The sequence below is a fragment of the Spongiactinospora sp. TRM90649 genome, assembly GCF_029382225.1.
Taxonomy (GTDB): Bacteria; Actinomycetota; Actinomycetes; order Streptosporangiales; family Streptosporangiaceae; genus Spongiactinospora.
This window is the reverse complement of sequence record NZ_JARLTC010000028.1, coordinates 158,757-180,196: the sequence shown is the minus strand read 5'-3', so window position 1 is coordinate 180,196 and position 21,440 is coordinate 158,757. Positions and strand designations below refer to the sequence as shown.

At 73.8% G+C, this 21,440-nt stretch carries 18 protein-coding genes and 1 pseudogene; 7 read left to right on the top strand and 12 right to left on the bottom strand.

The features are described from left to right. The coding region (locus P3X83_RS29465) for a hypothetical protein (RefSeq protein WP_277308526.1) at positions 1 to 216 on the bottom strand (216 nt) is incomplete at its 3' end. A 71-nt stretch (positions 217 to 287) separates the two neighbouring features. Here P3X83_RS29465 and P3X83_RS29460 point away from each other — a divergent pair. Beyond that, positions 288 to 404, top strand: a pseudogene (locus P3X83_RS29460) (recombinase family protein); the annotation flags it as partial. Between the two features lie 179 nt (positions 405 to 583). Beyond that, entirely contained in the window at positions 584 to 1,636 is a 1,053-nt protein-coding gene (locus tag P3X83_RS29455; RefSeq protein WP_277308525.1) for a hypothetical protein, read from the top strand. Positions 1,637 to 1,843: 207 nt separating this feature from the next. Here the strand turns inward: P3X83_RS29455 and P3X83_RS29450 are convergent, their stop codons facing one another. The 7 genes from P3X83_RS29450 to P3X83_RS29420 form a co-directional block, all read right to left on the bottom strand. Further along, on the bottom strand, positions 1,844 to 2,287 hold the full coding sequence (locus tag P3X83_RS29450) for an FAD-dependent monooxygenase (RefSeq protein WP_277308524.1): 444 nt from the start codon (positions 2,285 to 2,287) through the stop codon (positions 1,844 to 1,846). 371 nt (positions 2,288 to 2,658) lie between these two features. Next, positions 2,659 to 3,942 (bottom strand): hypothetical protein, encoded by a 1,284-nt coding sequence (locus P3X83_RS29445; RefSeq protein ID WP_277308523.1) that lies wholly within the window; start codon positions 3,940 to 3,942, stop codon positions 2,659 to 2,661. 134 nt (positions 3,943 to 4,076) lie between these two features. Next, complete coding sequence (locus P3X83_RS29440) at positions 4,077 to 4,265, bottom strand: (4Fe-4S)-binding protein (protein ID WP_277308522.1); 189 nt, start codon at positions 4,263 to 4,265, stop codon at positions 4,077 to 4,079. 10 nt (positions 4,266 to 4,275) lie between these two features. Next, positions 4,276 to 5,505, bottom strand: a complete 1,230-nt coding sequence (locus P3X83_RS29435; RefSeq protein WP_277308521.1) for a cytochrome P450 — start codon at positions 5,503 to 5,505, stop codon at positions 4,276 to 4,278. Between the two features lie 23 nt (positions 5,506 to 5,528). After that, positions 5,529 to 6,425, bottom strand: a complete 897-nt coding sequence (locus P3X83_RS29430) for an RNA polymerase sigma-70 factor (protein ID WP_277308520.1) — start codon at positions 6,423 to 6,425, stop codon at positions 5,529 to 5,531. A gap of 3 nt (positions 6,426 to 6,428) precedes the next feature. Then, entirely contained in the window at positions 6,429 to 7,619 is a 1,191-nt protein-coding gene (locus P3X83_RS29425) for an FAD-dependent oxidoreductase (protein ID WP_277308519.1), read from the bottom strand. Positions 7,620 to 7,843: 224 nt separating this feature from the next. Continuing rightward, positions 7,844 to 9,898 (bottom strand): DUF4132 domain-containing protein, encoded by a 2,055-nt coding sequence (locus P3X83_RS29420; RefSeq protein WP_277308518.1) that lies wholly within the window; start codon positions 9,896 to 9,898, stop codon positions 7,844 to 7,846. A 108-nt stretch (positions 9,899 to 10,006) separates the two neighbouring features. On the opposite strand from P3X83_RS29420, the gene P3X83_RS29415 reads away from it, so the two are divergent. Next, positions 10,007 to 10,345, top strand: coding sequence for a DUF4326 domain-containing protein (locus tag P3X83_RS29415; protein WP_277308517.1), 339 nt, complete (start codon positions 10,007 to 10,009; stop codon positions 10,343 to 10,345). A 392-nt stretch (positions 10,346 to 10,737) separates the two neighbouring features. Here P3X83_RS29415 and P3X83_RS29410 read toward each other — a convergent pair whose 3' ends face one another. The 4 genes from P3X83_RS29410 to P3X83_RS29395 all read right to left on the bottom strand — a co-directional run bounded on the left by P3X83_RS29410 (position 10,738) and on the right by P3X83_RS29395 (position 15,259). Further along, a complete protein-coding gene (locus tag P3X83_RS29410; RefSeq protein WP_277308516.1) occupies positions 10,738 to 11,706 on the bottom strand; it encodes a BadF/BadG/BcrA/BcrD ATPase family protein in 969 nt (322 codons plus the stop codon). After that, positions 11,703 to 12,968 carry a 6-phospho-beta-glucosidase gene (locus P3X83_RS29405; protein ID WP_277308515.1) on the bottom strand — a complete coding sequence of 422 codons (1,266 nt, stop codon included), beginning with the start codon at positions 12,966 to 12,968 and terminating at the stop codon, positions 11,703 to 11,705. The genes P3X83_RS29410 and P3X83_RS29405 overlap by 4 nt, the downstream gene beginning before the upstream one ends. Positions 12,969 to 13,093: 125 nt before the next feature. After that, a complete protein-coding gene (locus P3X83_RS29400; protein WP_277308514.1) occupies positions 13,094 to 13,993 on the bottom strand; it encodes an LLM class F420-dependent oxidoreductase in 900 nt (299 codons plus the stop codon). A 66-nt stretch (positions 13,994 to 14,059) separates the two neighbouring features. Continuing rightward, positions 14,060 to 15,259: an ROK family transcriptional regulator gene (locus tag P3X83_RS29395; protein WP_277308513.1), complete on the bottom strand. Its 1,200-nt coding sequence runs from the start codon at positions 15,257 to 15,259 to the stop codon at positions 14,060 to 14,062. Positions 15,260 to 15,323: 64 nt separating this feature from the next. On the opposite strand from P3X83_RS29395, the gene P3X83_RS29390 reads away from it, so the two are divergent. The 4 genes from P3X83_RS29390 to P3X83_RS29375 all read left to right on the top strand — a co-directional run bounded on the left by P3X83_RS29390 (position 15,324) and on the right by P3X83_RS29375 (position 21,377). Then, positions 15,324 to 17,675 carry an ATP-binding domain-containing protein gene (locus P3X83_RS29390; protein WP_277308512.1) on the top strand — a complete coding sequence of 784 codons (2,352 nt, stop codon included), beginning with the start codon at positions 15,324 to 15,326 and terminating at the stop codon, positions 17,673 to 17,675. Between the two features lie 583 nt (positions 17,676 to 18,258). Beyond that, the gene (lnt, locus tag P3X83_RS29385; RefSeq protein ID WP_277308511.1) at positions 18,259 to 19,953 is read left to right on the top strand and encodes an apolipoprotein N-acyltransferase; all 1,695 of its coding nucleotides are present in this window, start codon (positions 18,259 to 18,261) and stop codon (positions 19,951 to 19,953) included. 6 nt (positions 19,954 to 19,959) lie between these two features. Continuing rightward, entirely contained in the window at positions 19,960 to 20,703 is a 744-nt protein-coding gene (locus tag P3X83_RS29380) for a polyprenol monophosphomannose synthase (RefSeq protein ID WP_277308510.1), read from the top strand. 95 nt (positions 20,704 to 20,798) lie between these two features. Then, positions 20,799 to 21,377 (top strand): FxsA family protein, encoded by a 579-nt coding sequence (locus P3X83_RS29375; protein WP_277308509.1) that lies wholly within the window; start codon positions 20,799 to 20,801, stop codon positions 21,375 to 21,377. Positions 21,378 to 21,440: the final 63 nt, after the last annotated feature.

Sequence of the window (21,440 nt, the reverse complement as noted above, 5' to 3'; positions counted from 1 at the left end):
CCACGTCGCCGGGGGCCCGCCCCGTCGCTTGACGGTGAAGCGCACGCTGCTCTTGGCCGCGAACCGCTGCTTGACCGCCGCGTGAGAACGGCGGCGCCGACCGGCTCGGCCGACAGGCACTCCAGGCGAGCGGGTGACCCGCCGGCCGGGGGTGGTGCCGAGCTGGCCGGCCACCTCGGCGGCATTGAACTCCAGGACCTCCCGCAGCACCTGCACCGCACGCTGCCGCGGCGGCAGCAGAATGTCGAGCGCGAGGAGCTGTGGAAGGCGCTGGCCTCCCTGCGCGCGGCGACACCCTCGTCGTGCCGTCGCTGGACCGGCTCGGACGCTCGCTGCGGGACCTGATCGCCATCGTCGCCGGGCAGCGCAAGCGCGGCATCCGGTTCCGCTCGCTGCACGAAGCACGCCCGCGAGCTCGCTCGCCCACACCGCCGTGCTCGACTAGGGTGGAGCCCAAGGCGCTGGAGGGCGCCTCCGGGTCCGCGGGCAGGACAGAGTCCACCTCACCGCAGCACAGCCATCAGCACGCCGACGATCTCCTATCGGCCTGGTACGCGGACCACCGGCTCGCCAGGGAGACGTCATGCCTCAGCTTCCCGACCGCCCCGACCTCGCCCAGCTGCGCCGCCAGGCCAAGGAGCTGCTGCGCGCAGCCCAGGCCGGCGAGGACGCCGCGACCTCCCGCCTCGCCTCCATCACCGAGACTCCGACGCTGAACGCCGCCCAGCTGGCGATCGCCCGCGACTATGGTTTTGCCAGCTGGGCCCGGCTGAAGGTCGAAGTCGAGCGGCGCGAGATCCTCAACCAGCGCGACCTGGCCCGGCTGCAGGAGCTACTGGCCGCCCACCCCGAGCAGGCCCGGCAGAGCCTGCGCAACTGGTGCGACCACCCGCGCGGGGCCAGCCCGCTCGGCTACATCGCGATGCTGCGCTTCAACGCCGCGCGGCGCGGCCTCGATGGGCCCGTGGGATGGCTGCCCGGTACCGGCGCCGTCGCCCGCGCGCTGATCGAGGCGGGTGCGCCGGTGGACGGCGAGCCGGGCGAGCCGGAGACACCGCTGATCACTGCGGCCAGCTACGGCGACGCCGAGGTCGCCGCCGTCCTCATCGAGGCCGGCGCCGATCTGGAGGGCATCGCCGCACCGAATGCAGGCGGCGTGCCGGGCGGTACCGCAGTGCGGCACGCGGCCGTCTTCGGCATGACCGGTGTCCTGGACGTGCTGCTGGCGGCCGGTGCCCGGATCGTCTCCCTCAGCGAGGCCGCCGCGGCCGGAGACGTGGAGGGCTGGCTGGGGGCCGACAGCCCGCTGGACGACCGCGTCCGCGCGCTGGCGATGGCCGCCGACCATCAGCGGCTGACCGTGATCGACCGCCTGCTGGAGGTGGGTACCCCGATCGACGCCGAAGACCTCCGCTACCGGCGCCAGGCGCTGCGCCTGGCCGCCGCCAACGGCCGAGCCGCCAGCGTCGAACACCTGCTACGCCGCGGCGCCGATCCCCACCTGCGTGATGCGATCGAGCTCCGCACGGCGCTGGAGTGGTGCCGCCACGCCCGCCCGCACCACGGCGCCAGCCCCGGCCACGACCAGGCCGAAGCCCTGCTGGAAGCTGCTCTGCACCACCGGCACGAGAAGTAGGCGATCAACCAGCTCCATTGCCACGCGGCGATCCATGATCGACGCCGGCTGGTCGAACAGCGCCTGGGCGTCTGCGCCGACGCGCACGCGGGCCCGCTCGGCCAGGGTGAGCCCAAGGGCGTCGCGCGCGGCGGCGATCTTGCGCACATCGTCGACGAGGGCGGCCCGGATGTCGCCGGTCTCGTCGACGGCGTCCGCGCGCTGTCATCATACGGTGGGCAGGTCGATGGCGGTGGCGGCACGGTGGATGGGCTCGACGACCTTGGCCATGATCCGGTCCTTGCCGGACAGCGGGTTGACCAGACGCAGCATCAGCATCGACATGCGGACCTGGGACCGGCTGGACAGGACCATGCGCTTGATGTTGGCGGTGCCGAGCGCCTGGTTGGCCTCTACGAAGGGGCGCATGCTGGCCTCGTGGGCGGGGAAGGCGACGGTGTGGTCGCCTGCGGCCTGCTTGAGCCCGGCCGCCAGTACGTACGCGCCGACCAGCGCCAGGCTGGTGCCCTGGCCGGAGGCGGGCGAGGCGCAATAGGCGGCGTCGCCGACCAGCGCGACCGGGCCGGCGTGCCAGGTTTCCATACGCACCTGGCTCATGGAGTCGTAATAGAAGTCGGGCGCGCCGGTCATGGCTTCCAGCAGGCGCGGCACCTCCCAGTCTGACCCGCGGTATGCCTCGGCCAGGGCTCTCTGCTGCGCGGTGCGTCGGCGGCCTTGTCCTCGGACCGCCACAGGAACATGGCCTTCGCGCCGGCGTCCTGCCGAGTGCTGTAGAGCAGGGCGGTGCGGCCGGGGCCGACGTAGGTGAGTTCCTCGCGGTCGAGGCCGGGGAGGAGCGTTGTCCTCCCCGGCCTCCGCAAGCCGCTCATGGTGTCGTCTAAGCGGCCGGCGGCGCCCTCGATTCAGGGGCGCCGGGCAGCCGGGACCACGGGTGGCCTGTGTCAGTCGCCCGGCGGCCCAGGCCCCGCATCGGCGCCGAGGGGGAAGCCTGCGGAGCCATTGGTTCTCCGCGGGCCGTCGCCTCAGGTGAGTTCGTACCGGTCGGCGACCCATTCGCCGAACTTCATCCCGCCTCCCACGCCGGCCATGAAGCCGTGCCACTGGAGGATGAAGGGCCCGGTTCCTCCGGTGGCCGGGATGCTGACCACGCCTGCGGCGGATCCGGCGACCCAGCCGAAGAGGCCGCCCGCGACGCCCCAGTTCCTGATGCACTTCTCCCTGGGGGTGAGTTCCCGCCAGGTGTCCGTGGCGGGGTCGTAGGCGTGGTCGCCGGCGTAGGCGAAGTACTCCATCATCTCGAAGCGGTTCATGCGGACTTCACCGGTGAGGGGGTCGCGGTGAGTGAAGCGGGTGGGGACCGGCACGCCGTGTGCGGGAGCCTTCGATGGGGGAGCGGCGGTGGGCGGGGTCTTCGCGACGCGTTGCGCGCAGGTGTCGCGGATTCCATGGGACACGCCGAGGGAGAAGGCGAGGTGGTCCACGTGGATGGCGGTGATGAGCGAGGCGGGGTTCGCTGATCCGGGTGTGCCGAGCACGGATTTGGTGGGCGTAGGGTCGGCGGGGGTCAGGGCGTCGAGCGCCTGCTGCAGCATCTCGTCCTGCCAGTACAGGCGGCGGGTGAGCATGGCCGCCTCCTGCTGCCCCTGGCCGTCGCGGGTGGACAGGCGGATGATCGCGGCGGCCTCCTCGACCCTGCGGACCAGGGGCGTGGTGTCGCCGGAGCGGGGCGGGATCGGCACCGCGGGGGCCGCGGTCGCCAGGGTGCGCAGCAGTTGCCGGTGCACGACCTGGGCGGGGACCACGGTCGCGGTTCCGCCGAGGGAGGCGTGAACGCGGGCGACGTGCTCGTTGATGGCGTCGAGGACGATGTCGAGGTCGTCGTCCTCCGGCAGCGGCAGGGTGTGGGCCTCGGCGTCGAAGCCGGTCGCCGCGGCGGCGGAGGCGTGCAGGTGGGCGCTGAGCACCGGGTCGCCGATCTGTTCGGCCGCGGCGGCGAGGTCGGTGCGGAAGGCGGCGATGAGGGCGCGGAGGGTTTCGGCGTGGTCGGGGTCGTCCTCGGCGATCTTGGCCACGATGGCCAGGTCAGGGTCGGACAGCAGCGGCGTGACGGGTGACGGCGACATGACGAGGGCGACGGCCTCGTTGATGGTGATGCCCTCCTCAGGCCCGATGTCCGTCGTGAGCGGGCAGGCCGTGAGCCGGGCCAGGGCCGCGACCTGGAACAGGAGCTCCGCGGGAGGGGCCGGGGCGGTTTTGCCGATAGGGCCGTTCAATCCGGACTTGCCGCTACCTGACAGTAATGCCACGATCACGTCCTTTCGTTTGACCGACGGACGCGACCCTAACCCGCTTCGCTCCTGATTCCCGGTCAATGTCACGTTCCGGCCAGGACGGCGGCGGCCGCTCGCACGGCCTCGCACCTGGCCCAGGACGGGTGCTGTCACTGGATGGACAGGGCGCGGGACGGGCACAGGGCGACGGCGGCGCGCGCTCGTGGCGCGGTCTCGTCGTCGGGGTGGTCGGTCAGCAGGACCACGATGCCGTCGTCGCCCTGGTCGAACACGGCCGGCTCGGTCAGGACGCACTGGCCGGAGCCGACGCAGACCCCGGTGTCCGCTTTGATGCGCATCATCTCCACCTCACCACGTGACCGGGAGTTCGTAGGCGCCGTAGACGACGGCGTCCGCCTTGAAGGGCAGGTCCTCGACGGGGGCCGCGAGCCGCAGGGTGGGGACGCGGCGGAACAGCGTGTCGAAGACGATCCGCAGCTCCATCCGGGCCAGGTTCTGCCCGAGGCACTGGTGCGGGCCGAAGCCGAAGGCGATGTGGTGGCGGGCCCCGCCGCGCTCGACGTCCAGCCGAGCGGGGTCCTCGAACACGGCGGGGTCCCAGTTGGCCGACAGGCCCGACACGACGACGCCTTCGCCGGCCTTGATGCTCGCCTCGCCGATCCGCACGTCCTCGGTGGCCACCCGGGCGACGGCCAGGTCGGCGATGCTGAAGTAGCGCAGCAGTTCCTCCACGGCCACAGGTGTCTTGTCCGGGTGCGCCGTGATCAGGGCCAGTTGTTCCGGATGGGTGAGCAGCCCGAGCACACCGAGCGAGATCATGTTGGCCGTGGTCTCGTGCCCGGCGGTCAGCAGCAGGAAGGCCATGTTCACCAGGCCCATGTGGTCGAGGGCGCCCTCCTCACGTTGCCGGGCGATCTGCCGGCTGAGCAGGTCGTCGCCGGGGTCGGACTCCTTACGGGTGACCAGGTCGTCCAGGTACGCGCGGACTTCGGCGAAGGCTCGAAGCCGGTCCTCCGAGGAGGAGGTACGGCGCACCGCCACGGTCGTGCGGCTCTGGAAGAAGTCGTGGTCGGCGTAGGGCACACCGAGCAGTTCGCAGATCACCAGCGAGGGCACCGGCAGGGACAGCCGCCGCACCAGGTCGATCGGACGCCGGCCGGTGGCGAGCATTTCGTCGATGAACCGGTCGACGATGTCCTGGATCCGCGGACGCAGCGCGGCCAGCCGCTTCACGGTGAACTCGCCGATCAGCGAGCGCCGGGCGGCGGAGTGTTCCGCGCCGTCCATGCCGACCAGGAACGGCGGCTGCTCGCGAAGCCGCCGCAGGGTCGCCGGGTCGGCGACGAAGAACGGGAAGCCCTCCTTGCGCCGGTCGGAGGAGAAACGGCGGTCGGTGAGGACGGCACGGGCCTCCTCATGGCCGGAGACCAGCCACCCATCGGCGCCGCTCACCATGCGGACCTTGCCGATCGGCGCCCGCTCGCGCAGTCGCCCGTATTCGGGAGGCGGGGCGAACGGGCAGCCACGCTCGATCGGCAGTCGCAGGCCCGGGTGTTCGGCGGGAGTGGTCTTCATCATGAATGACCATTCCGTAATAGAGCTCACCGCAGGGTGAGCGGGGTTTCGGACTCGGCCCGGGTGAGCTTCTCCGGGTTGCAGACGTAGTAGAGGCCGGTGATGCGGGTGCCCTGGACTCGGATCGCGACGATGCCGTCCAGTTCGCCGTTCACGCGGATGACGAGGGCCGGGTTGCCGTTGGCCAGGGCGGGGTCGGCGGTGAGGGTGATGTCGAACCTGGCGATGCCGCTGAGGATGAAGCGGGCCACCTGGCCGGCGCCGGTGATCGGTCGTAGGGCGGCCTGTCTGAGGCCGCCGCCATCGGTGACGAAGACGACCTGGGGGGCGAGCACGTCGAGCAGGGCCCGCAGGTCGCTGGTTTCGAGTGCGTGCCGGAAGGACTCCAGGGCCGCGCGGGTCCGCGCGGGGGAGACCACCTCGCGGGGACGGTCGGCGTCGACATGGCGGCGGGCGCGGTAGGCGATCTGGCGGACGGCCGCCGGGCTCTTGCCGATCGCGGCCGCGATCTCGTCGTAGCCGATGCCGAAGGCCTCGCGCAGGACGAACACGGCGCGCTCGGCCGGCGCGAGACGTTCCAGGACGATCATGAGGGCCATCGAGACGCTCTCGGCGAGCTCGGCGTCCTCGGCGACGTCCGGGGAGGTGAGCAGCGGCTCGGGCAGCCAGGGGCCGACGTAGGCCTCCTTGCGGCGGCGCATGGTGCGCAGCCGGTTGAGCGCCTGCCGGGTCGTGATCCGGACCAGGTACGCGCGCCGGTCGCGCACCTGCCCCATGTCGATCTTGACCCAGCGCAGCCAGGTCTCCTGCAGGACGTCTTCGGCGTCGGCGGCCGAGCCGAGCATCTCGTAGGCGACGGTGAACAGCAGGTTACGGTAGGAGACGAAGATCTCGGTCGCCGTGTCGCCGGTGTGGTCGCTCATTTCTCAGTGGGTGGGTAGCGGCCGGCCGTGGTGGGCTTCCAGCAGCAGCGGGCGTGTGCCGTCCTTGCCCCACCATGAGCGCGAACCGGGCTTGCGCGCCTCGTGCGCGACCTGCTGGGCGATGATGCCCTCGCAGATCAGTTCCTTGAGCCTCCCGCCCGCCCGGCCGGCGACGTACAGGCCCACCGCCGTGTCGTTCATGCGGGCGAACTGGAAGATCCCGGCGCGTCGTCCCAGGCTGATGCACTGGCCGGCGAACCCCACCCGGACGGGGGCGGGCCGCTCGCCCGCGATCCTGCTGAGCACCGTCTCGGCGGCCTGCGGGCCGAGCTGGACCGCGGCCTGGCAGCTCATCCGGTACGGCAGCCCGGACGGCGCCGCCGAGTCCCCGGCCGCGACGATCCGCGGATCGTCCACGCTGGTCAGCGTCTCGTCGGTGAGCATGCGACCCGCGGCGTCGGTGGCCAGCCCGCTGCGGGCGGCCAGGCCGGGCACGCCGAATCCGGCGGTCCAGACCGTCACCTCGCTGGGCAGCGCGCGTCCGTCGCCGAGCCGCACCTCATCGGCCGTCACGGCCGTCACCCGCGCGCCGGGGCCTTCGAGCACGGTCACCCCGAGCGCGGCCAGCCGCCCGGCGACCGAACGCCGGCCCCGGGGGTGCAGGTACGGGCCGAGCACCCCGCCGCACACCAGCGTCACCGCCCGGCCCAGCTCGCCGAGTTCGGCGGCGGTCTCGATGCCGGTGGGACCGGCGCCGACCACCGTGACCGCGGCCGTCGCGGGCGCGGCGTCGAGGGCCTGCCGCAACCGCTGCGCCTCCTCCAGACCGGCCAGCGGGTAGGCGAACTCCGCCGCCCCGGGCACGCCAGGGGCGGCGCTGCCACTGCCCACGGCGTAGATCAGGTGGTCGTAGTCGATCGTGTCGCCGCCGGCCAGCGTCACGCGCCGCTCGGCGGCGTCGATCCGGGTCACGGTGTCGACCGTAAGCCGGACGCGCTCGCCCAGGACCCGTTCGAAGTCGAGGACCGCGTCGTGGGATCCGGCCACGAGCTGGTGCAGGCGGATCCGATCGACGAACCTCGGACGCGGGTTGATCAGCGTCACCGTCACATCGTCGCGCCGTGTCAGGCGACTGGCGGCCATGACGCCGGCGTATCCGCCGCCGATCACGATGACATCGGTGTTCCCGGTCATGACGTCTCCTGTGTTCCTCGGGGTTTGACCTCAAGACACCGGAGAACCCCTCGCGGTAACACCATGTGAGGCAGATCACTCGAACGGCGCGGGCCCATGGGGACAGCCCTACCCCGGGTTCGGGGGCCGGCATGACTGATCGCCTCTTCGTAACCGGCGAGAGTCGATGGGCCATCACGTCATCCCCCATGGAGGATTCCATACAGGACCCGGGTGAGGGTGGGTCAGGAGTGGAGTTGGCGGGTGATGGCCGGGTCGGTGATGGTGGTGTCGGCGGATAGGAGGAAGGCCTTGGAGAGGATCAGGGCGAGGCGGCCGTCTTCCTCGAAGGGGAGGAAGCGGCGGGAATGGCGGTCGGGGCCGGCGACCACGCAGAGGTAGGCGTCGTTGGGCTCCATCAGGATGTTGCCGGAGCCGAGGTGGATCTTGTAGGTGCGGAGGTCGCCGCGGACCACCAGGAAGCGGTCGGTCAGGGTGCAGCGGTCGGCGATGGTCAGGCGGGGCAGAAGGCGGGCGAGGGCGTCGCGGCGGACCTCGGCGGACGGGGGGAGCGGGCCGAACGAGCCGGTGTGCCAGTAGGTGCGCAGGTCGTCAGGGCCGTTGCCGGCCCAGCGGGGGTCGGAGGTGATCGAGCAGACGCCGATGAACAGGTCGATGTCGCGCATGGCCTCGCCGAACACCAGCGCGGGGACCTCGGACAGGGGCGCCTGCTGCCATCCGCCTTCGGCCGGCCGGTGGAACAGGACCCGGCCGGTGGTCGCGTAGCCCTCGTCGTAGTAGTCGTGGTCGAAGGTGGCCCGCCAGCGCCCGCCGGCGAAGGACCGCCGGGCGTCGCCGCCGCGCCCCTCCCAGGGGCCCAGGTAGTTGGAGGTCCAGCCGCGTTCCTTGAACAGGGCGCGGAGCCTTCGGTAGTCGACGACGTGCTCGGCGAACCTGAGCGAGTGGTCGCCGGTCTCCACCTCGGCCGGGGTGAGCGGGTAGATCTCGCGGAACGCCTGCTTGAACGGCTGGCGCAGCTCCTTGTCCGCGACGAGGTCGCGCCAGGCCCGCACCTGCTCCGCCGTAGCCCGCGCCGGATGCCACAGCCGGACCGGGACGTCCGGCACGGTCAGCCCGAGTTCGGCGTGCCACACGCCGGGCTCGGTCTCGAACTCCCAGATCAGCCGGTCGGTGAGCGGGCGCCCTTCCAGCCGCCGGTACGGCGGGGCCACCTCGGCGGTGTAGCCCGCCTCCAGCGCCCTGGCCAGGGTCGCCTGCTGGTGGCGGACCAGCTTGACCTGCTCGCGCAGCCGCCTCACCTCCTCGGGGTGGTCGCGCTTGACCGCCGCCGGCACCGATCTGAGCCGCTTGTCGCCGTGCCACCACGACAGCTCGGTCTCGCCGTCGATCGAGATCACCGCCGTGTGCTCCCCGACCGCCTGCCGCAGCCGGCCGTCCGGGAGCCGGAACGCCACCTCCAGCCGCTCGGCCAGCGCCGGTTCGATGCGCTTGAACATGCGGTCGAGCTGTTTGGGCACACCGGCGTGCCGGGTGATCTGGCGGGCGGCGCGCAGTGAGGAGATCGCCTCGGGGGTGGGGTGGTCCTGCAGCGCGCGGCCGATCTCGAACAGCAGGGACTGGGAGGGGAGGGTCTTGGCGCTGGTGGGGGCCACCGCGATGCCGCGCAGCAGGCGGTCGAGCAGGTCGGGCAGCCACGGCTCGTCGCGGAGCAGCGCCAGCCGGACGGCACGCCCGAGGGTGTTCCTCTCCTGGTCGTCGAACGCCTTGTCCGCCTGGTAGGGGATCTCACCCGTGTGGATGGCGGCGACACGGTCGGCGGCCAGTTCCAGGGCGGCGCGGGCGAAGGCGGGATAGCCGGGCCGGCCGTGCAGCCATTCGGCCAGCCCGGCGGGCCGTGAGTCTCCGATGGCGGGGGGCCTGACCGCCTCCAGGAACAGGGCGCGCGTCTCGACGTCCCAGCCGAGCACCAGGTCGGCCTCGGCGAGGGCGATCGGGCCGAGCCGTCCGGCCAGCCGGGCCCGCACCTCGGGGGCGTCGATGCCCGCCATCCCGGCCGCCACCAGCACCCTGAAGTGCCCGTGGCAGGGATCGCCCAGGAGAAACTCGGCCAGCTCGCGGGCCGGGGCGACCATGTTCTGCCAGGTCTTGTCGACGACGGGGCCGTCACCCGGGCGCCCCAGCGCCGTGGTCAGCTGCGAGACGGCGGGCCAGTGCGCGGCGTCGGGCGCGGTGCCGTCGAGCAGGCCGAGCAGGCGCTGGGCGAGGGGGGAGAGGTCCATGCCGAATCTATAGCAGTGCCCGCCGACAGAACGCCGGTGACGGTGGCCGCGCCGTCCGGGTAGGCACGATGACATCGACGGTCATCGAGACGCGAACCGGGGGACGGCATGCCGAGGCGAGTCAGGGTCGAAGGCGACCTGTATCACGGCCACGTGCCCGAGGGGGCCGTGTACGTCGGACGGCCCGCCCCCGGGCTGAACGCGTCGCCGTTCAACAACCCGCACACCCTGCCTACCAAGAAGGGCAAGGGCTGCCGGACCTGCGGGCGGCGGCACACCCGGCACGAGATGATGGTGTTGTACCGGGAGCATCTTCGCGAGCACCCCGAACTGGTCGAGCGGGCCCGGCGCGAGCTGGCCGGGCGCGACCTGGCCTGCTGGTGCGCCCCCGACAAGGAGTGCCACGCCGACATCCTGGTCGGCGTGCTGGCGGGCGAGGATCCGTGAACGGCTCAGCCGGGGTGCGGCAGTCCGGCGATGGCGCGCAGCGCGGACACGGTCCCGTCGCCCGGTCGTACTCGGCGCGCAGGTCGCGCATCTCGGACTCGAAGACTTGTGGGCCATGGTGAGGTAGAGCAGCGCCCTGCCCAGGCTCTCCTTGGCGGTGGGGATCGGTCGGTGCCGCCCTGGCCGTTGAGCAGGTCGTACAGCGGGCCGTAGCGCCAAGCGGGCGCTCAAGGAGTTCGCCGCCTCCGTGGCCTTCTACGGCGTCTTCGACGCCGCCGCCCCGCTGGCCGGGAAGGTCACCCAGAACGCCGACGTGCAGTACTTCCTCAGCCGGCTCGCCGGCGGCAGCATCGGCGGAGGCCAGGCCGGCCTCGCCGGGGGAGCGCGGACGGTCACCCGGAAAGGGCCGCCCGCAGCCGGTCCTTGGCCTCCTGGGGCGCGCCGAGCTGGTCCAGCCCGAGCAGGGCCGCGCCCGCGATCGGCGGCACGTCGGCGATCACCGCCTTGGCGTTCGGCGCGCGCTGGGCCAGCCCGCTGTCCACCAGGCCGTTGAGCAGCGGATCGCGGGCGGTCAGCACGCCGCCGCCGAGCACCACCTCGGTGGGCGTGCCCAGCAGGTCAAGCCGCCGCATCGCCACCTCGGCGAGCACCACGACCTCCTCGGCCTGGCGTTCCACCAGCGCCAGCGCGACCTTGTCGCCGTCGCGGGCGGCGGCCAGCAGCGGGCGGGCCAGCTCGTTCAGCCTGCTCTGCGGCAGGTCGCCGAAGTGCAGCGCGATCGCCACGTCGGCCACGCTGCGAGCGCCGAACCACAGCCGCACCGCCTCGGCCAGCACGGTCGCCGGGCCCCGGCCGTCCTCGGCCCGTACGGCGTGCCACAGCGCCTCCTCTCCCAGGCCGATGCCGCCGCCCCAGTCGCCGGTGATCCGCCCGAGCGAGGGGAACCGCGCGACGTTGCCGGACGGCGAGACCCCCACGGCGTTGATGCCCGCCCCGCAGGCCACCGCCACCCCCCAGTCGCCCGAGGCCCCGGCGCGCAGCAGCGCGAAGGTGTCGTTGCCGACGACCACCCGGGGCGCGAGCCCGCGGCGCAGCATCTCGTCGCGCAGCGCGTCCTCCTCCACGGGCAGGTCGGCCCCGGCCAGGTAGGCGGCCACGTGGTCGGCGTACGGCGGAGCGCCGGAGATCGCGGCGCCCAGCGCGCGGGTCACCTCGTCCACGGCGGCCCGCACCCCTGCGCTCTGCGGCTGGAAACCGCCGCCCCTGCCCCTGGCCAGCACCGAGCCGTCCTCGGCGACCAGGGCGACGTCGGTCTTGCTGTTGCCGCCGTCGATCGCCAGCACCGTCCGCACCGCGCTCACCCCTCTCCTCGCGCCCAGGGAAGATGCTCGCGCCCGGCCTCGACCAGCCGGGCGGCCAGGTCCGCGGCGACCGACGCCTGGCCGATGAGCGGGTGGGCCAGCAGCGCGTCGGTGACCGCGTCCACCCCGCCGCGCATCGCCGCCAGACCGGCCAGTTCCTCGTAGGCGGCCACGTGCGCGATCAGCCCGGACAGCAGCGGCGGCACCGGGTCCACGGGCAGCGGGACCGCGCCGTCCGGGCCGACCGAGGCGGGCACCTCGATGATCGCCTCGGGGGGCAGGAACGGCAGCGTGCCGCCGTTGCGGACGTTGACCACCAGCGGCCCGGGCCGGTCGCCGAGCAGCGCGGCGGCCAGGTCCACGGCGGCCTCGGAGTAGAAGGCGCCGCCCCGGCCGGACAGCAGTTCGGGCTTGGTGGCGACGGCCGGGTCCGCGTACAGCTCCAGCAGTTCGGCCTCCATGGCCGCGACCTTGGCGGCGCGGGTGGGCGCGTCGCGCTGCTCGGCCACGACCGCGTCGTGCTCGTAGAAGTAGCGCAGGTAGTAGGAGGGCACCATGCCCAGGCGGCGCAGCAGCGCGGCGGGCAGCCCCACCGAGTCCGCGATCGTCTCGGCGTGGCCGTCGAGCAGTTCGGGCAGCACCTCGCGGCCGTCGAGCAGGACCGACCGCTCCCAGGTCAGGTGGTTGAGCCCGACGTGGCCCAGCGAGATCCGGCCGGGGTCGGCGCCGAGCAGGGCGGCGAAGCGCCGCTGGAACCCGATGGCCACGTTGCACAGGCCGATCGCGCGGTGCCCGGCGTCCAGCAGCGCGCGGGTGACGATGCCGACCGGGTTGGTGAAGTCGATGATCCAGGCGTCCGGCGCGGCCTCGGCGACGCGCTCGGCGATGTCCAGCACCACGGGCACCGTGCGCAGCGCCTTGGCCAGGCCGCCCGCGCCGGTGGTCTCCTGGCCCACGCAGCCGCAGGACAGCGGCACCGTCTCGTCCAGGTGGCGGGCCGCCTGCCCGCCGACGCGCAACTGCACCAGTACGGCCTGCGCGCCGGCCGCGCCCTCGGCCGGATCGCTCGCCGTGGTGATCCTGGCCGGATGCCCGGCCCCGGCCAGCATCCGCGCCGACACGCCCGCGACCGGTGCCAACCGGCGCGGGTCGGGGTCGATGAGCGCGATCTCGCTGATCGGGAGCACGTCGCGCAGCCGCGCGAACCCGTCGATCAGCTCCGGGGTGTACGTCGAGCCGCCCCCGACGACGGCCAGCTTCACCTGTTCGCTCCCGCCAGGGCCACGCCGCCTCCCGCCGATTCAATTAGGAAACTTTCCTAAACGGGGAAGGTAACAGCTCCGCGTGCCCCGTCAAGGCGAAGGCGGCCCCCGAAACCAAGCTGTGACTACAGCAGGGACCGCAGGAAGGCGGCGGTGCGGGTGTCGTCTCTGGTGAACACCGAGGCGACGAAGTCGGTGACACCGGCCTTGGCCAGCGCGTCGACCCGCGCCGCCACCGCGTCCTCGTCGCCGATCAGCGCCACGTCGGCGGGCCCGGCGGCGCCCTCGCGGTCGAGCATCGCCCGGTAGGAGGGCAGCTCGCCGTACATCTTGAAGATCCGCGCCGCGCGTGCCCTGGCCTCCCCGGCGTCGCCGGTCACGCACACCGGCAGCGCGCACACGACGCGCGGCGCCGGACGCCCGGCAGCGGCCGCCGCGGCGTTGATCTCGGGCGCGATGTGCCCGGCGACGGTGGCCGGGCCGGTCATCCACAGCACGGTGCCGTCGGCCAGCTCACCGGCGATCTTCAGCAGGCGCGGGCCGAGCGCGGCGACCAGCACCGGCGGCGCGCCCGACGTGGGGGTGCTCAGCCGGATGTGCGCGCGCAGCGTCTCGCCGTCGACGTCGGTCTGCTCCGAGGCGAGCAGCGGGCCCAACGCGGTCAGGTACTCGCGCATGTGCCGGGCCGGGCGGTCGAAGCCCAGCCCGAACACGCCCTCGATGACGACCTTGTGGGACAGGCCGATGCCCAGCGTGAGCCGCCCGCCGAGCGCGGCGTTGACCGTCAGCGCCTGCTGGGCGAGCGCGATCGGATGGCGCGGGTAGGTCGGCACGACGGCGGTGCCCAGCTCGATCCCCGGAACCTGGGAACCGGCCACGGCCAGCGCGGTCAGCGCGTCCAGGCCGAAGATGTTGGACAGCCACGCCGAGGCGAAGCCGTCGTCGGCGGCCTTGGCGAGCCGGTCGCGCAGCTCGTTCAGCGCGCCGGGCCCGGAGGGCTCGCCGATCAACAATCCGGTGCGCATTCCCGGCTCCGTTCCGCAGGCTGCGGCCAGTCTAGATCCACCGCCCGCGGCCCCGGCGGACCCCCCTCACGACGGCGAGTTCTCCGCCGCCGACCCGAAGACCTCCTCGCGCACCGCGGCCAGCCCCAGCTCGACCGCCCCGGCCAGCACCGGGTTGCCCTGCACGGTGGACAGCCGCAGCGGCGGGCGGGGCAGGGTCAGCGCGTGCAACTCCCTCTCGATCAGGCCGCGCAGGGTCTCGCCGCCGGCCAGCAGCATCGCCCCGGTCAGCACCACGATCTCCGGATCGACCACGGCCACCACCGAGGCCAGGCCCGTGGCCAGCCGCGCGGCGACCTCGCCCAGCCCACGCGCGGGGCGTTCCTCGCCCCGGGCGGCGGCGCGCACCGCGTTGCCCACGGCCCCGGCCGGGGTCGCCCCGCGCACCCCGTGGGCGCGCAGCACCGCCCGGACGGCCCGCCCGCCGCCGAGCGCCTGGAAGCCGTGGGTGGCGTACCGCCCCGAGTCGCGCATGGTGGGCGCGCCGATCGCCGGCATGTAGCCGACCTCGCCCGCCCCGCCGGTGGCGCCCCGGTGCAGCCTGCCGCCGAGGACCAGCGCCGAGCCCAGCCCTGAGTCGCCCCACAGCAGCACGAAGTCCTGGTGGCCGCGGGCCACGCCGTGCCGCCGCTCGGCCAGCGCCACCAGGTTCACGTCGTTCTCGACGTCGACCGGCACGCCCAGGCCCTCGCGCAGCGTGGCCAGCAGGTCGGGGACGTGCCAGCCGGGGATGTGCGCCGCGTAGCCCAGCCGCCCGCTCGCCGGGTCGAGCGCGCCCTGGATGCCGATGACGATCCGCCGCGGCTCGGGGAGGCCGGGCGCGGCGGCCCGCGCCCCGGCCAGCGCCTCGCGCACCCGGGCCACCACGTCGCCCCGGGCGCGGGGGGTGGCCATGCGGTGCTCGGCGGCGACGGCGCCGGTGATGTCGGTGATCGCCGTGTCGATCCGGCCCGGGGTGACGTCGAGCGCCCCCACATAGGCGGCGGCCGCGTTCAGGCGGTACAGCTCGGCGGTACGGCCCGGCATGCCCTCCCGCACGCCGTCCAGGACCACCAGGCCCGCCGCGCGCAGCCGGGACAGCAGCTGCGAGGCGGTCGGCTTGGACAGCCCCGTGATCGCGCCGATCTCCGGCCGGGTCAGCGGACCACGCTCCAGCAGCGCCCGCAGCGCCGCCCGGTCGTTGATCGCCCGCAGCAGCCGGGGCGTGCCGGGAACCGAAGGGCTCACCCGGTCACCGATCCCGCCCGTGCACCGGACGCGGGCAGGTGCCCACCGTGAGAAAGTATTGGGGATGTCACAACCGACCCGCCACCTCGAAGCGCGTGAACGCGAGCTTGCCAGGGAGCAAGCCTACGTCACCAGGCTGTACGACCGCCTCGACGCACTGCGGGACCACACCCGGCGCCAGCTCGACGCCGTGCTCGCCCAGGGCGGCGGGGGCACCTTGCAGAACCGTTCCGAGCGCGACACCTTCGCCGGAATGTACGCCGAGCGCCTGGCCCGGCTGTGGGCCGTCGAGCACGCCCTGTGCTTCGGCCGCATCGACCACGCCGAACCGGCCTCAGGCGACGAAGGCCCAGGAGACGAAGGCCCGGGCGGCACGCTGTACATCGGCCGGATCGGCCTCAGCGACGACGAGCGGCGGCTGCTGATCGACTGGCGGGCCCCGGTGGCCCAGCCGTTCTACCGCGCCACGCCCGCCGCGCCGATGGGCATCACCCGGCGCCGCCACCTGCAGACCAGGGCCAGGCGCGTCACCGGCATCGACGACGACCTGCTCGACCTGGACAACCTGGCCGACGCCGACCGGGCCACCCTCAACGGCGAGGCCGCGCTGCTGGCCTCGATCACCGCCGCCCGCACCGGCCGGATGCGCGACATCGTGGCCACCATCCAGGCCGAACAGGACCGCGTCATCCGCTCGGCCCTGGACGGCGTGCTGGTCGTGCAGGGCGGCCCCGGCACCGGCAAGACCGTGGTGGCGCTGCACCGCGCCGCCTACCTGCTCTACACCCACCGTGAGCGGCTGGCCCGCAGGGGCGTGCTCATCCTCGGCCCCAACCCGACCTTCCTGCGCTACATCGAGCAGGTGCTGCCCTCCCTGGGCGAGACCGACGTGCTGCTGTCCACCGTCGGCGAGCTGTTCCCGGGCGTTCGCGCCACCGCCAGGGACCGCGACGCCGTCGCCGCGGTCAAGGGCGACCCGCGGATGGCCAAGGTGATCGCCAGGGCCGTCACCGCCCGCCAGCGCGTCCCCCGGGGCGCGATCACCATCGACATGGGCGGCCACGCCCTCACCCTGGAACCCCGTGTGCTGGAGGCGGCCCGCAACCGCGCGGCCCGCTCGCGCCGCCCGCACAACCAGGCCCGCGCCGTGTTCGTGCGGCACCTGCTCAACTCGCTGGCCAGGCAGAGCGCCAAACGCCTGGGCAAGGGCCTGATCGACGACGAGGAACTGGCCGACCTGCGCGAGGAGCTGCGCACCGAGCCGCCGGTGCGCGCCGCGCTGAACCGCCTGTGGCCCTACCTGACCCCGCAGCGGCTGCTGATCGGCCTGTACACCTCGCCCGAACGGCTCGGCGAGGCCGCCGGAGACGTGCTCACCTCCGCCGAGCGGCGGCTGCTGAGCCGCCCCGCGCCGGGCCCGCAGAGCGCCTGGGAGTGGACCGAGGCCGACGTGCCGCTGCTGGACGAGGCCGCCGAACTGCTCGGCGACATCGACGAGCAGGTGCTGCGCGCCAGCGCCTGGATGGCCGAGGAGGAACGCGCCGCCGCCGCGGCGGCCGCCCGCGAAGACCACGACCGGGAGCTCGCCTACGCCAGGGAGGTCCTGGCGCTGACCGGTATGTCGGACATGATGGACGCCGAGCGGCTGGCCGCCCGCCACCGCGACGACGACGACGGCCTGACCACCGCCGAGCGCGCCGCCGCCGACCGCACCTGGGCCTTCGGCTACGTGATCGTGGACGAGGCGCAGGAGCTGTCCCCGATGGCCTGGCGTGCGGTGATGCGCCGCTGCCCGGCGCGGGCGATGACCGTGGTCGGCGACATCGCCCAGAGCGGCACCAGCGCCGGTCCCGCCTCCTGGGGCGAGGTCCTGGCCCCCTACACCCAGGGCCGTCACCGCGAGGAGACCCTCACGGTCAACTACCGCACCCCGGCCGAGCTGATGGCGCTCGCCGCGAACGTGCTCGGCCTGATCGGCCCCGGCCTGCCCGCGCCGCGCTCGGTCCGCGAGGGCGGCGAGCCGCCGTGGGCCCTGGCCGCCGGCTCGATCGGCGCGGTCGGCTCCGCCGCCGCCCGGGAGGCCGCCGCCGGCGGGCGGCTGGCCGTGCTCACCCCCGCCGGACTGGCCGAAGAGGTCGGCGCGGCGGTGACCGCCTCGGTGCCCGGCGCCGTCGCCGGGCCGGGCGCGGCGGCACTGGACGCGCCGGCCGCGGTGCTGACCGTCGCCGACGCCAAGGGCCTGGAGTTCGACTCGGTCATCGTGGTCGAACCTTCGCGGATCCTGGCCGAATCGCCGCGCGGGGCCAGTGACCTGTACGTCGCGCTGACCCGCGCCACACAGCGGCTCGGCCTGGTCCACAGCGGGCCGCTCCCACCGGTCCTTCCGGCTTTGCCCGAGCCCCCCTCCTTCGGGTGACATCGCCCGACCCTGACCGGTCGGCGCGACTTGCCCACCTGCTAAAAGATTGCGTTCCCGCTGATCGGGACACGGTTGACATCTGAGCTGAGGTCGGTAGTTTGCTGCGCAGTCCAGCACGGGACTGGCCGGTTGGCCGTCTTCGACATCGCCGGATCCTGCGCCCGTGACGGAGCGTGACTTCGTCCGTACAGCCAGGCGCAGGGCCGTCGGTCCGTCGGGTCGGGGCACCCCATCCGGGCGGGGGGTTGGACCCGGGACGGGCCCGGACGCCCAGTAGACAACGGAATTCCGCGCTCGCCGCCGACGGGACGGATCCGGTCCGAAGGGTTTCCGGGCCCTCTTCCCGTCCTGTGCCTGGTCACGTACGCGCCGGGTGATCCCCGCGGCACCCGCCTGCCGCCGGGGGTCACCCTGTGTGCGCGAACCCACAGCGCCGTCCCGGCTCCGTCCCGCGACCCACCGCGGGCCTGCCCGTCCGCACGACCTGTCCAGCGTGCCGCGTGCGGTAACGTGCGAAGCGCCGGCGTGGCGCCGGCGTCGTGAACTCGGCAAGGGAGACCCCTCTCCGGTGGTGCAGGACATGACTGGCGTCCCGGCCTCCGGCCCGGGCGCGGAGGGCCCCGGCTCCCCGGCGAACCCGGACCCCGCTGCTGCGACCTCCGCCGCGAATTCCGCCGCGGACCCGGTGGGCAGTGCCCGTGGCCCCGGGGCGGCCTCCGGCCCGCCCCGATGGGGTCTTCCCGCGCGCCTTGCCGCGGCGGCGGCCGGTGGTGCGGCGCTGTTCCTGGCCTTCCCGCCGATCGACGCCTGGTACCTGGCCCCGCCCGGCATCGCGCTGCTGGCCCTTTCGGTGTACGGCGTCCGCCCGCGCCGCGCCTTCCTGCTCGGCTACGTCTTCGGCGTGGCGTTCCTGCTGCCGTCGCTGGCGTGGGTCCTGACCATCGGCGTGGACGGCTGGGCGGGCCTGGTCGCCGTGGAGAGCCTGTTCTACGCCCTGCTCGGCCAGGGGGTCGCGCTGACCTCGCGGCTGCCGCTGCGGCCGTTGTGGGGGGCCGCGCTGTGGGTGGCCGTGGAGTGGGCGCGCGGCGTCTTCCCGTTCGGCGGGTTCCCCTGGTCTCGGGTGGCGTTCAGCCAGGGCGAGTCGGCCTTCACCCGTTACGCCTCGCTCGGCGGCGCGCCGCTGGTGACGTTCGCCGTCGCGCTGTGCGGCGGGCTGCTGGCCGTCGCGGCCCTGGCGGCGCTGCGGGCGGCGCGCCGTCCCCGCCCGGGGGCCCGCCCGCTCGCGCGTCTGCTGGCGCTGCCGCTGGCCGGGGCGCTGGTCCTGCCCGCCGCCGGGGCGTTCGCGATACCCCGGCCCGGCGACGAGGGCCGCGCCGTCGACGTCGGCATCGTGCAGGGCAACGTGCCCGGCCGCGGCATGTACCCGCTCGGCGATGAACCGGCCGTGGTGCTGCGCAACCACAACGAGCAGATCCACGCGATGGCCCGCGCCGTGCGCGAGGGGCGGCTGCCCCGCCCTGACCTGGTGGTGCTGCCGGAGAACTCCACCGACATCGACCCCTACCGCGACGAGTACGCCCGTTCCAGCATCGACGCGGCGGTCAAGGACATCGGCGTGCCCGTCATGGTCGGCGCGGTCGTGGCGATCGGCGACGAGCACCGCGCCACCCGCAGCCTGGTCTGGGACCCGGTGACCGGCCCGGGGGCCTACTACGACAAGCAGAAACTCGTCCCGTTCGGGGAGTTCACCCCGTTCAAGGACCTGGTGCTGACCCTGTTCGAACGGGCCCGGCTGGTCGGCCGCCAGTCGGTCGCCGGCACCCGCGACGGCGACCTGCGGATGGGCCCGGTCACGATCGGCGCGGTCAACTGCTACGAGGTGGCCTTCGACGACGTGGTCCGCGACACCGTCCGGGCGGGCGGCACCCCGCTGGCGGTGCAGACCAACAACGCCACCTACGCGCTGAGCAACCTGCCGCCGCAGCAGCTCGCCATGTCCAAGCTGCGCGCGGTCGAGCACAACCGGGCGGTCGTCACCGCCGCGACCACCGGCATCTCGGCGTTCGTCACCCCCGACGGGAAGGTCGCCTGGCGGACCGGCGAGCTGGTCGCCGATCACACCGTTGTGACCGTTCCGGTGCGCTCCGAACACACTGTCGCCACGACGGTGGGGGCGATGCCGGAGTGGGCATTGATACTCCTGGGGGCCTGCGCCGTCGGCGCGGCCCTCCTGCGCGCGAGGCGCGGTCCGGCCGGTTCGGATGGAAGACGGTGAGCCATGATGGAGCAGTCGCCTGGCAGGGTCCTGGTCGTCGTGCCCACCTACAACGAACGCGACAACCTGCCGGTGATCACCGCGCGGGTGCGTGAGGCGGTACCGGACGCCGACCTGCTGGTCGCCGACGACAACAGCCCCGACGGCACCGGCCGCATCGCCGACGAACTGGCCGCCGCCGACCCCAAGATCCACGTCCTGCACCGCCCGGGCAAGCAGGGACTGGGCGCAGCCTACATCGCCGGGTTCCGCTGGGGCCTGGCCGAGGGCTTCGACGTGCTGGTGGAGATGGACGCCGACGGCTCCCACCGCCCCGAGGAGCTGCCCAAGCTGCTACAGGCCCTGGCCGACGGCGCCGACCTGGTGATCGGCTCGCGCTGGGTGCCCGGCGGCAAGGTGGTCAACTGGCCCTGGTCACGGGAGTTCCTCTCACGCGGGGCCAACCTCTACACCCGGCTGAGCCTGGGCGTGCCGGTCCGCGACGCCACGGCCGGGTTCCGCGCCTACCGGGCGGCCACCCTGGCCAAGATCGGCCTGGACGACGTCGAGTCGCAGGGCTACTGCTTCCAGGTCGATCTCACCCTGCGCACGCTGCGCCACGGACTGCGGGTCACCGAGGTCCCGATCACGTTCGTCGAGCGCACCGCCGGGTCGAGCAAGATGAGCCGGGCGGTGATAGCCGAGGCATTGTGGCGGGTGACGGTGTGGGGCGTGGCGGGGCTGCCGGGACGCCTGCGCCGCCCGCGCTGAGCGGGCCCGCGCGCGCCGGAACGCCCGGCGGCCTTTCGGCGTTGACATGGGTATAGGTCGAAAGCCGTCCGGCGTGCAGTGTGATTGAGGTAAAGATGCGCCTTTTGCTGATCCTGGCGTTCCTGGCCGCCCCGATCCTGGAGATCTGGTTGCTCATCCAGGTGGGGCAGGCGTTCGGCGGCTGGGCCGTGTTCGGCCTGCTGCTGGCCGGGGGCGTGCTGGGCGCGTGGCTGGTGCGCAGGGAGGGCCGCCGGGCCTGGCGGGGCCTGACCGAGGCGCTGAACCAGGGGCGGTTGCCCGATCGTGAACCGGCCGACACGGCCGTCGTGGTCGCGGGCGGGGTGCTGCTGATGATCCCGGGCCTGCTGTCCGACGTGGCCGCGCTGCTGTGCCTGGTGCCCGCCACCCGGCCGCTGGTGCGCCGCGCCGGGGCGTGGCTGCTGGCGCGCCGGCTGCGCACGCTGGCGGCCGCCGGTGGCGGCCCGCTGGGCGGGTCGGCGTTCCCGTTCGGCGACTCGCCGTTCGGGGGCCCTGGCGGCCCCTCGGGCGCTCCGGGGGGCACCCCTGGCGGCACTCCTGGCGGCACGGTGATCCACGGGCAGGTCGTCCACGACGACGAGGACGAGCCGGGCCGTTCCACCGTCCCCGACCGGCGCGAGCTCGGCGGCTCCTGACGGCGGCCGGTGAAGAGCGAGAAAAGACGGCGCCCCCGGTGCCACGCCCGCCGTGGCGGGGGC